We start from the raw sequence: 14,218 nt of genomic DNA on the forward strand, positions 1-14,218 counted from the left end.
TCAGCGCATCATCTGCGGTCGGAGGGTGAAGCTGAGGCCCACCGCGACGACGCCGCACACGAGCATCGGCATCAGCACCGGCCAGGCCGAGTCGGGCCAGATTCCGGCGTCGGAGAGGAGGCCCACGAGCACGCTCGCCACGGCGCCGCCACCCACCTGCAGGGCCCCGGCAAAGCCCGACGCGGTGCCCGCGAGCCGCGGCTCCACGCTGACCGAGCCGGCGAGCGCGTTGGGCAGCGACAGGCCATTGCCCACCGCCACCAGGAGCATCGGCGCGAAGAGGGCGGCGGGGTGGTGGATGAGAAGCAGCGCCCCGACGGCGGAGACGATGGTGCCGAGCAGCGACAGGATGTTGCCGACCACGATCAGCGGGATGATGCCGAAGCGTTGTCCGAAGCGGCCGGTCACGAAGTTGCCGATGATGTAGCCCACCGGCAGGAACATGAAGTAGAGCCCATAGCCTGCCGGCGACAGCCCGTAGACCGACTGCGAGACGAACACCGCCCCCGCCACGAAGGCGAAGAAGGAGACGCTGAGGAAGCAGAGGGTGAGGGCGAAGAGCCAGAAGGCCGGCACGTGGGCGAGCTCGCCCACCTCGCGCACGAAGCGGGCGAAGGCGTGCGTCGTGCCGGTGGCCGGGTGGGTCTCCTTGAGGCGGATCGCCGTCAGCACGAGCCCCGCGAGGCCGAGAAGGCCCATCGCGGCAAAGACGAGGCGCCACGAGGTCGCCTCCGAGATCACCCCGCCGAGGGCCGGCGTCATCATCGGCGCGATGGCCATGCCCATCGTCACGTAGCCGATCATCGAGGCGGCGCTCGCCGAGCCGTGCGTGTCGCGCACGATGGCGCGCGACAGGACGAGGCCGGTGCACCCGCCGAACGCCTGGACGATGCGCCCGGCGACGAGCACGTCCACCGTGGGTGCGAGGGCGCAGATGAGGGTGCCGATCAGAAACACCATCAGCCCGGCGAGGAGCACCGGACGGCGGCCGTAGATGTCGGAGACCGGGCCGACGACGATCTGCCCGACAGCCGTCGCCGCGAGGTAGGCCGACAGGGTGAGCTGGATCGCCGAGGTGGAGGTGGCGAGATCCTCCTGCATCCGGGCGAGCGCCGGCATGTGCATGTTGAGCGCCGTCGGCTGCACGGTGGAGACGAGCACCAAGAGCCCGATGGGAGCCGCCACCGGGACGGGGCGCTCGCGATCGAGGGCCGGGGCCCGCTCGTCGATCGTCACCGAAAGAACGGGATCGGCGGAGACGTCGGCAGACGCGGGCCGGCTGTGGTCCTCTGACATTCTTGGTCCTCTGCGGCCTTGCCGCCGTCTCATTGGCCCTTCCGCTCGTTGGGGGACGAGGCGGCCGAAGGGCAGGCTCGCGCCGCGGTGGGCGGCGGTCGCAGACTCACGTTCCGCTCGAATGAACGCACTCGAGCGAATAAGACATGCTCCTATTCAACGAAATAGGGCATCCCGCGCGCGATCGGACGCAGGGCGCTCTATCCCCCCGTCGTCGACATGTGCCGGGCGACGGCCGGGCGAGCATTGCGCCGCTCGATGACGAAGTCGTGTCCCTTGGGCTTGATCATCATGCCGTGGTCGATCGCCCGGTGCAGCGCCTCGTCGCCTTCCGACTGGCGCAGCGGCTCGCGCAGGTCCACCGCATGATCCTGCCCCAGGCACAGATAGAGCGTGCCGGTGCAGGTGAGGCGCACCCGGTTGCAGCTCTCACAGAAATTATGGGTGAGGGGGGTGATGAAGCCGATCCGCCCGCCGGTCTCCGCCACCCGCACGTAGCGGGCGGGACCGCCGGTGCGGTCGGGCAGGTCGATGAGGGTGAAGTGCTCCTCGAGCCCCGCCCGCACCGCCGTCAGCGGCAGATATTGGTCGGTGCGGTCGGCCTCGATCTCGCCGAGCGGCATCGTCTCGATGAGGGTGAGATCGTGGCCGCGCTCGTGGCAGAAACGGAGCATCGGCTCGATCTCGTGGGCGTTGGTGTCCTTCAGCGCCACCATGTTGATCTTCACCTTGAGGCCGGCCGCCGTCGCCGCCTCGATGCCCCCGAGCACCCGGTCGAGATCGCCCCAGCGGGTTATGGCGTGGAAGGTGTCGGCGTCGAGCGTGTCGAGCGAGACATTCACCCGCCGCACGCCGCAGTCGGCGAGCTCGGCGGCATATTTGCCGAGCTGCGAGCCGTTGGTGGTGACGGTCAGCTCCTCGAGCGCGCCGCTCTCCAAATGGCGGGACAGGGCGCGAAACAGGCTCATCACGTTGCGCCGCACGAGCGGCTCGCCGCCGGTGATGCGCAGCTTCTTCACGCCACGCGCGACGAAGGCGCTCGCCACGCGGTCGACCTCTTCGAGGCTGAGGAGCTCCTTCTTCGGCAGGAAGGACATGTGCTCCGACATGCAGTAGACGCAGCGAAAGTCGCACCGGTCGGTGACCGAGATGCGCAGGTAGCTGACCGTCCTGCCGAAGGTGTCGATGAGCGGTGCCGTCATATGATCTCTTTCGGAACGCCGTCATCCCTTTATATGTCGATGAATATGGATTTCGCACCCCCCGTCATTCGGATGCAATGAGGGGAGGCGAGGGAGGGACCGTTGAGCGAGACGCCGAACGCAGCCGACGACACTGCGCCCTGGCCGCTGGAACTGCGCGTGTCGCCCGCCCGCGACAGCCTCACCGTGCGTTACGAGGACGGCACGTCCCACGCGATGCCGTCGGAATATCTGCGCGTGCTGACCCCGTCGGCCGAGCGCAAGGGGCACGGCCATCCGATGGTGCTGGGCGGCAAGCGCGGGGTGACGATCTCCTCGATTCACCCGGTCGGGCGCTACGCGGTGCGAATCGCCTTCTCCGACGGTCACGCGAGCGGCCTCTATACGTTCGAGAACCTCTTCGCCCTCGGCGCATCGCAGGACGATAACTGGCGCGACTATGAGAAGGACCTCGCCACCCACGGCCTGTCGCGCGATCGGCCCGGCAGCGCCCCGCTGCGCCGCTGATCGACGCGGGCAGAACCTTGCCCGCCGCACTTGACGCGAGCCGCCCGGACTGCCAAAGAGGCGCACCTGACGAGACGGCGAGGGCATCGTCGGTGCACCGCACCGCACGGGCCGCCCGAGTGCTCCCCGCGTTCGAAGGCGCCGTTTCTTGGGGGATAGTTTAACGGTAGAACAGCGGACTCTGACTCCGTTAGTCCAGGTTCGAATCCTGGTCCCCCAGCCACTCACCGTTCGAATTCGCTTCAGTCCTCAAGCCTTCTCGGTCGGGATGTTTGGCATCCCCGCTCGGGGGTGGGTCTCCATGTTCGCCTTACCGGCGTTGTGCGGGACGCACGCTGCCGGGGCGCCCCGCGTGGCATGTCGGAGTGATGGAACCAACCCGCCGGCGCATTCTTGCCGGGTGGCCGGATCAAGCGCACACTGCCTCTCGTCCCGTGATGTGTTCCCCTCTTTGGTGCCGCCCATGACTTTGGCAAGGTCGCCCTCCGTCTGGAAATCGGGACGTTGTCCTCTCCAGCCGCGACGCCGGATGCTGTGCATTTCGCCATGCTCGGTTCGCGACGGCCAAGGATGCCGTCAGCGGCGTCGTGCCGATCACAGCGTGGCCGGGCCGACGAAAGGGGGCCGCCGCTCGCCTTGGTCGGCCCGGCGGCCGCGGGCGACGCCCTCGGCCAGACCGATGAGGGGTCGGTCGCGATGAGCTGGCTTGCAGGGGTCAGACGGGCGAAGGTCTATGCCGCGTTCAACTATCTCGCGGACAAGAATATCGTTGTCATCGATTATTGGGATCTTGACGACGGCGCATCGGACCTCTCCATGCATCCGATGTCCGTCGTGCGCGAAGGCAGCCATTTCTTCAATCTCGCCTTCGAGACGCTGAAGACTGAAGGCCGTGGAAGTCTCGAAATCGACGTCGGCACCATGACGGCGACCATCGAGGATTGGGGTCCCGGCGATGAATGAGACCACCGGCGCCCCGGGGAGCACCCCTCGACCCGGCCACCCCACGCTGGAGGCGACGGCAGCCTATGCCGCCTCGTTCCATGCCGGGCAGCTCGATCGCGCGGGCAAGCCTTATGTCGATCATCTGATCCGCGTCGCCGCCACGCTGGCCCGGCTCTATCCCGAGGCATCGATCGCCGAGCGACATGCCGTCTGGCTGCACGGCGTCCTGGTGCGAACGAGCGTGACCGCCGCCGAACTCGCCGCGCTCGGCTATGCGCCCGAAGTGATCGAGATCCTGAAAGCGGTCGCTCCCGCATCCGACGATGCCGAGAGCGACGCCGATCGGATCGAGGCCCTTGCCGCCGCTGGTTCTCCGGCCGCCGTCCGCGTCATGATCGCGGTGCTCGCCGACACCGACGCTGCCGACATGTTGGCGCGATTGCGCCAGGCTCTGGCCGAACGCCCCGTCGTCATCGACGATGCCGATCCCGGCCCATCCGACATGATCCCCGTCACGCTGTCCATCGAGCCGGTCGAGCATTCGATCCTTCAGGAGGCCGCCGTGATCGCCGAGCGCAGCCTCGAGGACTTCATCATCGAAGAAGCGTCGGGTCTTGCCCATCGCATCGTCGTGACGGGTTCGCTCAGCCACGTCGAATTGGCCCGCGACCGGCGCGCTCGGAACAAGCAGCTGATCGACATGATCAGGAACATGGCCTCGCCCTGAGCTGCCGCGTGGCAGTCCGGCATCAGCGCGCTGCGGCGTTGCCCGGTCGGTTGAGGAGCTCGTAGCCCGTGTCCGTGGTTCTGACGCGCAATGTCTTGAGCTGGGCCTCGCTCAGCGGCGGATCGAATGAGGCGACGAAGCCACATCGTCCCGTCGGGTGGAGCGCGAGTTCGGCCACGTCGTCGCGCTGCCGGTCGGCCACCGTCTCCGTGATCGTCCGGCCGTCCGCGATGAAGGCCAACGGCACGGGCGTGTCAGCGAAGGTATCGACAGCCCAGCCCCGAGCCCCGTGCGGCGTGATGGCCTCGATGTGGCCGACGAGGCGCCGCACGCTCTTGTAGCCGGAGTTGGGTGCCACGAACGCCTCCGCGTCGCGCCGCGCGGGTTCCGACACCGCGAGCCCGGTGTACGTCGCGATCGCGTCCACGAGCTTCTCCGGCTCCGCTACTCCCGCTTCGTAAGGGTAGATCAGCACCGGCCGCTTGGTGAGCCTGAGAAGCAGCGCGATGCACAGCTCCGCCACCACCGTCTCGAGGAGGCGCGCCGTCAGGGGAGGGCCGACATAGCGCTCGCCGCTGAGGCTGGTCTGGAGCGGGTTCCGCATCACGACGATGTAGATCGCGTTCGGGATGCGCGGAGCAACGAGCAGGAGAAACGGGTTCATGTAGGGGCACTTGAACGCGAAGGTGCCGAATTGGGCACGGCGCCGCTTCAAGATCGCGGCGAAGCGGAACGGCAGTCGCACGAGATTCCACGGCAGCATCGCCCGACCCGTCGGCTTGAAGCGGGCGATCAGGTCGACGTCCTCGCCGACGGCGTTCAGCCGATCACCGAATTCGAGCCCCATTCTCTGAAGGATGCCGACGGTCATCGTGGTCCCGCTACGGCCGGCGCCGAGCACGACCACCGTGCTGTGGCCGCCCCTCGACAGAAGACCCGCCTTGCCATCCGGAAGGTTGAACGTGGTCGCAAGCATGCGGGGCGTGGTCCCGGCACCATCCTCGGCGTTGCGATCGACCGGCACGAGGCGAGGGCGTCGTGATGTTGCCCCCGAGGGGTCACCGCTCAACGCGGGCCTCCGTTCACGTCGGGGTTCCGCCGGGGCGGGGTCGCAGGCGCTTTTGGGGTGAGGCCGCCCAAGCTGATGTGCGGCCGGTCGGCGGCCGGCTCGTCCCGCTGGGCGATCAGGGGATGGAGATTCCGGGTCACGGGAGCGGGGGACCGCGGCGGGTCGCTCGCCATCGGCCAGGCATTCGCGGGTGAACCCGTCAACGACCATTGCACCCTGTGCGGCCGGCAGTGTCCGCGACGGCTGGTGCCCGTGCCACGCTTACCTCGGCGAACCCCGTGGCAGCGAGCGCCGACGCCTCCCGGCGGATCGTCTCGCGACGGGCCGCTTCGCCGGCGCTTTGTGCGATCTTGTCCTTTGCTCTGCTGCCCATCGTCGAGACCCCTTCAACACTCGGCCTGCGTGAGGCGTTGCGTGAAGGGTCCCGCCGAATGGATGGATCCGCATCACCCGTGCGGGTGACGTCGCCGGCCTTTTCCGGCGGCGACAGCGGCTCTGGATCCGTGATTGGAGTGCGCGAGCGATCGACGCACCGCTCTCAATCCATCGGGGAAAGGTGTACGCCCTTACGAATAAGCTCGCCGCGCGTCGTGACCTGAGCCCCTTCTGAGGCGCTCCGCCGTTGCGCCTCGATCGTGTTCAGCGAGGCACCGCGTATCCGCATCCGACCGATGCTTGCGGCGGATGTGAGTTGCCACGGAGTGCCAAGGCGTCGGACTGACGGGCCGCCGACGGCCGCCTAAGTCGCCGAAATATGGCGACCGTGGCGGGCCCGGACTCCGTCGACCGAGGTGCGAAGCCGGGCCTCGCAGCCACTTTGCTTGGATCGGGTCGTCTCGCCCCTCACTCGGCCGCGGACTTGCAGCCGGCGTCCTGAACGCTGAACGTCGGGGAAGGCAGAGGAGAAGTCATGGCGCCGATCGTGATCGAGCACGTCGACTGGGCGGTCCTGTGGGACGCGGAGGCCGGCCGGCACGTCTACCGGCGCGACGTCGACATCGCCTTCGACAATGGTGCGATCGTCTTCGTCGGCGAGCGCTACGAGGGGGAGGCGGCGGCGCGCCACTCCGGCCGCGGCCGTCTCCTGATGCCGGGCTTCGTCGACATTCACACCCACCCGACGTCCGAGCCGCTGAGACGCGGCCTCACCGACGAGATCCTGAGCCCCGGCTTCCATCACTCCTCGCTCTACGAATATCTGCCGGTCATCACCACCACGCCCGAAGGGGCGGCCGCGGCGATGCGGATCGCCGTCGCCGAGCTCCTGAAGAGCGGCGTCACCACGGTGGTCGACCTGTCGGTGCCGTTCGAGGGTTGGCTCGATATTCTCGGCGAGAGCGGCATTCGGGCCTGTGCCGCGCCGATGTATCGCGACGCGCGCTGGTTCACGAGCAACGGCCACGCCCTCGAATATGAGTGGGATAGTGCCGCCGGCGGGCGCGCCATGGCGGCGGCGCATCGGCTCATCGAGCGCGCGCGGCAGCATCCCTCCGGCCGCCTCAGCGCCATGGTGGCGCCGGCGCAGATCGACACGTGCACCGCCGATCTCCTCGTCGAGAGCCACGCCTTCGCGCGCGAACGCAACCTGCCCTTCCAGATCCACGTCTCCCAGAGCGTCGCCGAGTTCCACGAAATGTTCCGCCGCACCGGGATGACGCCGATCGCCTGGATGGACAGCCTCGGCATTCTCGACGAGCGCACGATCCTCGGCCACGCGATCTTCCTCGACCATCATCCGTGGCTCCACTGGACCTCGCGGCGCGATCTGGGGCTGATCGCGGAGCGGGGGGCGAGCGTTGCCCACTGTCCCACCGTGTTCGTGCGGCGGGGGATCGCGCTGCGCAGCTTCGGGGACTATGAGCGCGCCGGGGTGAACGTCGGAATCGGCACCGACACCTACCCCCACGACATGGTCGCCGAGCTGCGCACCGCGAGCTACACCGCCCGCACCATCGCCGAGACGGTCGCCGACCACACCGCCGCGGACATCTTCACCGCGGCCACCGTCGGCGGCGCCCGGGCGCTGCGGCGCGAGGACATCGGCCGCATCGCGCCGGGCGCGAAGGCCGACTTCGTGCTGGTGGACCTCACGGATCCCGCGATGCGGCCGATCTACGATCCGGTCCGGACCCTGCTTTATAGCGCCGACAGCCGCGTCGTCCGCGACGTCTGGGTCGACGGCGAGCGCGTGGTTGCCGACGGGCGCGTCACCACCATCGACCTCGACGCCGCGACGGCGGCGTTGGAAGAGGCGCAGCGCGAGGCGATCGCCGGGGTGAGGGGCCGCGACTGGGCCGGCCGCCGCATCGAGGAGCTCTGTCCGCGCGCCTTCCCCTTCGGCTGAGCCTTGGGGCCGGCCGTGGATCACGACTGCGGGGGAGGTCGCACCAGGCTGAGCGCGCGCTCGATCTCCTGGATGCCGAACGGCTTCATGATCATCGCGATCGGCGACAGATCGCTGAGCTGCGCCCGCATGTCGGGGTCGAGGTTGCCGGATACGAAGATCGCCCGCAGCCCGATCGTCTCGAACAACACCCGGGCGGCGTGTTCGCCGGAGGTGCCGCCGCGCAGCCGCAAGTCGGTGAGCATCACGTCGGGGCGATGCGTAAGGCCGAGCTCGATGGCATCGTCCGCGGTGGCCGCTACGCCGCACACCTTGTGACCGAACGCCTCGACGCAGAGCTTCAGGTGCATCGCGATGAGCGGCTCGTCCTCCACGACGAGAACGGACAGGCGCTCCGTCGAAGGCAACCTCATGCCGCTTGGGTCGTCCGGTCCCGTGAACGGGCTCATGGCTGTCATGCTTCTAATTTAATTAAGCAGCGATGCAAACATGCATCTCGGCGACCCCAAAGTCGAGTCGATGCCTATAGAAGCCCCGAAATCCGGGGATTCTTGGCTGCGGATGTCAGCGCAGCGTGCGATCGAGACAGAGGAGATCGGTGGCGTTGCCGCCGAGGATCGCGTCGACGTCGCGCTCGCTGAGACCCGGCGTGCCGCGGACGAAGCCGACGGGATCGCTTTCGCCCATGTCGAACGGGTGGTCGGTTCCCATCAGAAGATGGTCGGCGCCGTAGACCTCGACGAGATGGCGCAGCTGGGTCCGGTCGAACAGCACCGTGTCGAAATAGAGCCGCCTCAGGTAGTGCGACGGAGGGTGGTGGCAGCCGCGGCAGTCGTCCCGCGCATGGAAGGCGTGGTCCATCCGGCCGGAATAGGCGGGCAGGTAGCCGCCGCCGTGGGCGACGCAGATCTTGAGGCCGGGATGGCGATCGAGCACGCCGCCGAAGATCAGATGGCTCACCGCCACCGTCGATTCCAGCGGATTGCCGACGATGTTGTTGAGATAGTGCGTGGCGAGACGCTCGCCGTGGGAAAAGCCGAGCGGATGCAGGAAGACGACGAGCCCCATGTCCTCGGCGGCGGCGAACACCGGGGCGAAGGCGGGGTCGGAGAGCTCCCGCCCGTCGACGTTGGTGGAGATCTCGACGCCTTTGAGGCCGAGCTCGTCGACTGCCCGCCGCATCTCGCGCACGGCGAGCTCCGGTGCCTGAATCGGGAGCGTCGCAAAGCCGGCGAAGCGGTCCGGGTGGCGGGCGACGGCATCCGCGATCGCCTCGTTGATGAGGCGCGACGTGGCGAGCCCGAGTTCCGGATCCGCCCAATAATAGTATTGCGGCGGAGCGGGTGAGAGCACCTGCATGTCGATGCCCATGCGATCCATGTCGGCAAGCTTCGCCTCCACCGTGGTGAGGGCGGGGCGGATCGTTTCGGCCATCCGGCGGTTCACCGCCTGCGAGGCGGGGGAGGTGTAGCGGGCGTTCGGGTCGCGGGAGGGGTCGAAATGGGGCTGCGCCAGCGCGGCGGCCGCGGGCACCCCCATGTGGGCGTGGATGTCGACGATGTGGTGGCGGCCGCGGCCATCGCGCACCATCGTGTCGAAGCGATCGGGGACGGCGCCGCAGCGGTAGATGGTCATCGGCGTCCTCTCGCGCGGGTGGGCGCTCGCATCGCAGGTGGTGGGAGGGGCGCGCGGACGGCGCGGGGATCGGCCTCTAGACGAGCTCTTTCATATCGACCCACCGACCTTCCGCGGAGCTGATCGACACGGCCCGCCCGAGCGCCACGTCGCGCAGGCCGTCGGAGAGATCCGCCGCCTTGGGCGCCCCGGCGACGACGTGGCGTAGGAACGCCTCCCAGCCCTTGCGGTAGCCGTTGGCGAAGGGGAGCGTCTCGGGCACGTCCACCCAGCCCTCGCGATAGTCGACGCCGAGGTCGGTGTTGGGGTCGAAGCGGGTCTTCGGCGTGACGGCGGCGGGCTGCAGGGCGCAGCGGTGGAGGCCGGCGACGGCCGATCCGCCGATCCCGTCGACGTGGAAGGTCAACAGGTCCTCCCGGTGGACCCGTGTCGCCCACGAGCTGGTGACGACGCCGACGGCGCCCGACTCGAGCTCCACGATGGCGGCGGTGGAATCGTCGGTGTCGACGGCGAAGGGCTTGCCCGTCTCGTCGACCCGCTCCGGCAGCGCCGTCCACCCCCGCGCCACCACGCGCCGGATCGGCCCCAGGATGCCCTCGATCACGTAGCGCCAATGGGGGAACATATCCATCATCAGGCCGCCACCGTCCTCGGCGCGGTAGTTCCAACTCGGGCGCTGCATGGGGATCGCGCCGTGGCCGGAGAAGATCCAGTAGCCGAAGTCGAGGCGGAAGGTGGTGATGCGCCCGAGGACGCCGCTCTCGGCCGTCTGGCGCAGCTTGACGAGACCCGGCAGGAACAACTTGTCCTCCACCGCGCCATGCTTGCGGCCGAGCGCTGTGGCGAGGGCGATCAGCGCCTTGCCGTCCTCCAGCGCGGTTACCACGGGCTTTTCGGTATAGATGTCCTTGCCCGCCTCGAGTGCCTTCCTGAGGACGGTGGGGCGATGGCCCGTCACGCCGCTGTCGAAGAAGATCGGGTAGGCGGGATCGGCGAGGGCGGCGTCGAGATCGGTGGCGATCTTGTCGAGACCGTACTGGGCGGCGACGCGCCTCAGCTTCGCCTCGTTGCGACCGAGGAGCAGGAGATCGGGCACGAAGCGCTCGCCGCCGATGTCGAGCCCGCCTTCACGGATGATCGGCACCAGCGCCTGCGGCAGGTGTTGGCGATTGCTGATCCCGCTGGTGGCACCGTTCACGATGATGCCGATCGTCTTGGCCATCTTCTGTCCTTGGGGTGTCTGGCCGCGTGGCGGCGAGGCAGGCTAGGCCGCGGCGCGGCTCGAAAGGAAGGTGTCGGCGGCGTCCTCCATCGCCATGAAGGTGGCGCCCATCTCGCCGAGCCGGTCGATGAGCTTTTCCAGCATCAGCATCCGGTGCCCGCGGCCGATCACGTAGGGGTGGAAGGTGTAGGTCAGCACGCCCCAGTCGCTGTGCCGGCGCATGTACTCGAAGTCGCCGAGGAAGTTCTCGAGCACCATGTCGGCGTTGGCGAGACCCGGCATCACCGCCTGGCCGATGCGGAAGAACTCGAAATAGGGATGATCGTCGAGCGACCAGGAGATCGGCATTTCGAGGAGCCGGGTGGGCGTGCCGTAGCGGAACGGCGCATCGACCGTCACGACGTCGCCCCGGCGGGCGAAATAGGGGGTGAAGTCGTCGCCCATCATGGAGGAATCGTAGTCGAAGCCGTATTTCAGCAGGAGGTCGATGGTGACCGGGCTGAGGTCCCACGAGGGCGAGCGATAGCCGCGCGGCGCCCGGCCCGACACGCGGCGGATCGCCTCGATCGCCTGCACCATCTCCGCCTCCTCGTGCTCCGGCGGCATCGAGGCGGGAACGAGGTGGGAGTAGCCGTGGTGGGAGATCTCGTGCCCCGCCTCCACCACGCGCCCGACGTCGGCCTCGTGGGTGTCGATGATGACGCCCGGAACGTACCAGGTGGACCGCACGCCCCTCGACTTCAGGAGCGACAGGATGCGCCGGGCGGCGACGAGGCCGAACTCGCCGCGGGAGATCGGCGTCGGCGTCTGCATGTCGCGCGCCGCAAAGCCCGACCAGACGTCGAAGTCGAAGGTGAGGCAGGCGATGTGGGTCATGCGGCGACTCCGGCGCGCACGCTCTCGCGCTCGAGCGGGATCAAGGCGTAGTCGGTGTCGCAGGGCGTGCCCTCGGCGATCCACATCTGCCGCGCCGAAAGGTCCAGGACGACGCTCGCGAGCGTCATCGTCTGGCGCACCGGCGGCATCTTGGGGTCGGAGTGGCGGCAGATGCCGTGCGGATAGGAGGTGTGGTCGGCGAGCGCTGCCCGGATCTCTGCCATGCCGATGCGGCCGGCGTGGCGGCGCAGCAGCCGGCCGAGCCGCTCGGCGCGGAAGAGGGTCGACGGGCTGATGCGCTCCATCTGCGAGGGGCCGTGGCGGGGGTCGAGGAAGTGGTTAGAGTGGGAGACCACGCCGTCGACGGGATGGAGTGGGGTCGCAAGGTCCGGGCTCGTCTCGAGGTCGATCACCTCGCCGGTGGCGCAGCCGATCACGAAATTCGCTGAGGCGGTGCGGCGCGTCGCCACCACCGGGCGCATCGCATCGTGCAGCGTCTCGCCGTCGAGCACCTCGCGGCAGCGCACGTGGAACGGCTTCTCGTAGGGGTTCTTGCCGTCGACGGCGCCGGCGAGGCCGTTTTCCACCAGCCCGATGCCGGCGGCGTTGAGCCCCATCTTGCCGCCGACGATGCCGGCCTCGGTCAGCGCCACGAAGGCGGGCTTCTCCCGCCGCGCCACGCGCAGCACCAGGCAGTGGCCGCGGATCGTGGAGATCCAGTCCCAATTCTGCAGCAGCCGGGTGTGACCATCGGCGCAGGCCTCGCCGAGGAGGCCGGCGGTGGTGCAGCCGTCGGGCTCGGCGGCGGGCCCGTCGGCCTTGCGCGCCTCGCGGCCGAAAAGGGTGAAGGCGATCTCGTAGCGCGCGTTGAGAAGAGCGATCTCGCCGAGCGTGCGGCCCGCGCCGGCGGCGATGCCGCGCATCTCGGCGGCGTAGGCGGGGGCGGCCTCGGCGATGGCGCCAGCCCACCGCGCGCCTTCCGCGATCGCCGCATCCCGGTCGAGGCCCGAGGCCTCGAAGCGGGCGAGATAGGTGGCGAGATTATGCGCCACCGAGGCGGTGAAGCGCTCGCCGTGGAGACGGCCGTGCGCCTCCGGATCGTCGCCGGAAAGATCGAGGACGGGGAAGGCGCGCAGGGACGGGGTCACGGGCGGATCCTTTCCTCAGTGGGGCGGGTGGAGTTCGGGGCGGGTGCGTGTCACCGTCCGCCGGCCGCGCTTGAACACGGCGAGCGGCTGGGCGATGCGGGCGACGGCATCCGCCGGGGACGCCGCGTCGATGATCACGAGATCGGCGGGATTGCCGGCCGCGATCCCGTAGTCCTTCAGGTTGAGGAGCTTCGCCGAGCGGTCGGTCAGCATGGCGAAGCAGTCGGCGAGGCGCTCCTTGTGGCTCACCTGGAGCACGTTGGCATGGAGGTTCGCCATGCGGATCAGCGAGCAGTCGCCGTAGGGGGTGAAGGGGTTCAGGATGTTGTTCGTCGACAGCGAGCAGTTGCAGCCGTGCTCGGCGAACATGTTGGCGTCGACGAGGCCGCGGCGCACGTTGTGGTCCTGGTCGCGGCCCATCAGGAAGAGGTCGGTCGCCGGCAGCACCGTGACGGCGACGCCCGCATCGGCGAGGCGCAACGCGACCTCCTTCTGCTTGTCGACGGAGAGCGTCGACAGCTTGGTGGCGTGGCCGATCGCGACGCGGCCCTCGTAGCCGTGCTCCTTGGCGAGCTCGCAGGTGAGGATGGCGTCGAGATCGTCCGGCGTGTTGCCGAAGTCGAGGTGCATGTCGATGTCGACGTCGAATTCGCGGGCGAGCTCGAAGACGCGGCGGATCTGCCCGGCATGGTCGGTGTCATAGCCCGGTGCCGCCCCGACGGCGGTCGCCCCGCGCTTCAGCCCCTCCACCATCAATTCGTCGGTGCCGGGACTGTTCGTCAGCCCCTCCTGCGGGAACACGCAGATCTCGATGTCGATCGCCCACTTCCAGCGCTTCGCCACCTCCTGCACGCCCTCGAAGCCGCGCATGCCCACCTTGGGGTCCACCTCCACATGGGTGCGCATGCGCGTGGTGCCGTTGGCGACGGCGTTGCGCACCGTCTCGTCGGCGCGGGCGACGACGTCCTCCACGGTGAAGGTGTGCTTGACGTCGGAGACGCGGCGCACCGCCTCCGGCAGCCGCTTCGTCTCAGGCTCGCAGCGGTCGATGATGCGCGACTTGTCGAGGTGGATGTGGGTCTCGACGAGGCCGGCGGCGACGAGCAGCCCCTCGGCGTCGTGGACCGGACAATCGGCCTGGATGCTCGGCGCGACGCCGGCGATGGTCTCCCCCTCGATGGCGATGTCGACGAGCTGGTCGCCCCAGGCGGGAACGGAAGCGTTCTTGATAACGAGATCGGGCATCG

General features: G+C 68.8%; 13 protein-coding genes and 1 tRNA gene. 5 read left to right on the forward strand and 9 right to left on the reverse strand.

What is annotated here, in order from left to right; translation table 11 throughout:
* Together JCR33_RS02835 and moaA are read right to left on the reverse strand one after the other, a co-directional pair.
* Positions 1-1,296, reverse strand: coding sequence for a multidrug effflux MFS transporter (locus JCR33_RS02835; RefSeq protein WP_198880472.1), 1,296 nt, complete (start codon positions 1,294-1,296; stop codon positions 1-3).
* A gap of 200 nt (positions 1,297-1,496) precedes the next feature.
* Positions 1,497-2,498: a GTP 3',8-cyclase MoaA gene (gene moaA / locus JCR33_RS02840; RefSeq protein WP_198880473.1), complete on the reverse strand. Its 1,002-nt coding sequence runs from the start codon at positions 2,496-2,498 to the stop codon at positions 1,497-1,499.
* Positions 2,499-2,600: 102 nt separating this feature from the next.
* On the opposite strand from moaA, the gene JCR33_RS02845 reads away from it, so the two are divergent.
* The 4 genes from JCR33_RS02845 to JCR33_RS02860 all read left to right on the forward strand — a co-directional run bounded on the left by JCR33_RS02845 (position 2,601) and on the right by JCR33_RS02860 (position 4,677).
* The gene (locus JCR33_RS02845; RefSeq protein WP_198880474.1) at positions 2,601-3,005 is read left to right on the forward strand and encodes a gamma-butyrobetaine hydroxylase-like domain-containing protein; all 405 of its coding nucleotides are present in this window, start codon (positions 2,601-2,603) and stop codon (positions 3,003-3,005) included.
* A 149-nt stretch (positions 3,006-3,154) separates the two neighbouring features.
* A tRNA-Gln gene (locus JCR33_RS02850) sits at positions 3,155-3,228 on the forward strand.
* Positions 3,229-3,575: 347 nt separating this feature from the next.
* Positions 3,576-3,968: a hypothetical protein gene (locus JCR33_RS02855; protein WP_198880475.1), complete on the forward strand. Its 393-nt coding sequence runs from the start codon at positions 3,576-3,578 to the stop codon at positions 3,966-3,968.
* The gene (locus tag JCR33_RS02860; RefSeq protein WP_198880476.1) at positions 3,961-4,677 is read left to right on the forward strand and encodes a hypothetical protein; all 717 of its coding nucleotides are present in this window, start codon (positions 3,961-3,963) and stop codon (positions 4,675-4,677) included. Before JCR33_RS02855 ends, JCR33_RS02860 begins: the two co-directional genes overlap by 8 nt.
* 22 nt (positions 4,678-4,699) lie before the next feature.
* Here JCR33_RS02860 and JCR33_RS02865 read toward each other — a convergent pair whose 3' ends face one another.
* Complete coding sequence (locus JCR33_RS02865; RefSeq protein ID WP_198880477.1) at positions 4,700-5,653, reverse strand: sulfotransferase family protein; 954 nt, start codon at positions 5,651-5,653, stop codon at positions 4,700-4,702.
* Positions 5,654-6,656: 1,003 nt separating this feature from the next.
* On the opposite strand from JCR33_RS02865, the gene JCR33_RS02870 reads away from it, so the two are divergent.
* Entirely contained in the window at positions 6,657-8,090 is a 1,434-nt protein-coding gene (locus JCR33_RS02870) for an amidohydrolase family protein (protein WP_198880478.1), read from the forward strand.
* Positions 8,091-8,110: 20 nt separating this feature from the next.
* Here JCR33_RS02870 and JCR33_RS02875 read toward each other — a convergent pair whose 3' ends face one another.
* The 6 genes from JCR33_RS02875 to JCR33_RS02900 form a co-directional block, all read right to left on the reverse strand.
* Entirely contained in the window at positions 8,111-8,503 is a 393-nt protein-coding gene (locus JCR33_RS02875) for a response regulator (RefSeq protein WP_198880479.1), read from the reverse strand.
* Positions 8,504-8,654: 151 nt separating this feature from the next.
* The gene (locus JCR33_RS02880; protein WP_198880480.1) at positions 8,655-9,725 is read right to left on the reverse strand and encodes an amidohydrolase family protein; all 1,071 of its coding nucleotides are present in this window, start codon (positions 9,723-9,725) and stop codon (positions 8,655-8,657) included.
* Positions 9,726-9,801: 76 nt separating this feature from the next.
* Positions 9,802-10,947 (reverse strand): Gfo/Idh/MocA family protein, encoded by a 1,146-nt coding sequence (locus JCR33_RS02885; protein ID WP_198880481.1) that lies wholly within the window; start codon positions 10,945-10,947, stop codon positions 9,802-9,804.
* A gap of 42 nt (positions 10,948-10,989) precedes the next feature.
* A complete protein-coding gene (locus JCR33_RS02890; protein ID WP_198880482.1) occupies positions 10,990-11,823 on the reverse strand; it encodes a polysaccharide deacetylase family protein in 834 nt (277 codons plus the stop codon).
* Positions 11,820-12,971: a C45 family autoproteolytic acyltransferase/hydolase gene (locus tag JCR33_RS02895; protein ID WP_198880483.1), complete on the reverse strand. Its 1,152-nt coding sequence runs from the start codon at positions 12,969-12,971 to the stop codon at positions 11,820-11,822. Before JCR33_RS02895 ends, JCR33_RS02890 begins: the two co-directional genes overlap by 4 nt.
* 15 nt (positions 12,972-12,986) lie before the next feature.
* Complete coding sequence (locus JCR33_RS02900) at positions 12,987-14,216, reverse strand: amidohydrolase family protein (RefSeq protein ID WP_198880484.1); 1,230 nt, start codon at positions 14,214-14,216, stop codon at positions 12,987-12,989.
* Between the last annotated feature and the right edge of the window lie 2 nt (positions 14,217-14,218).

The organism is Acuticoccus mangrovi, assembly GCF_016411865.1.
In the GTDB taxonomy this organism is placed as follows: Bacteria; Pseudomonadota; Alphaproteobacteria; order Rhizobiales; family Amorphaceae; genus Acuticoccus; species Acuticoccus mangrovi.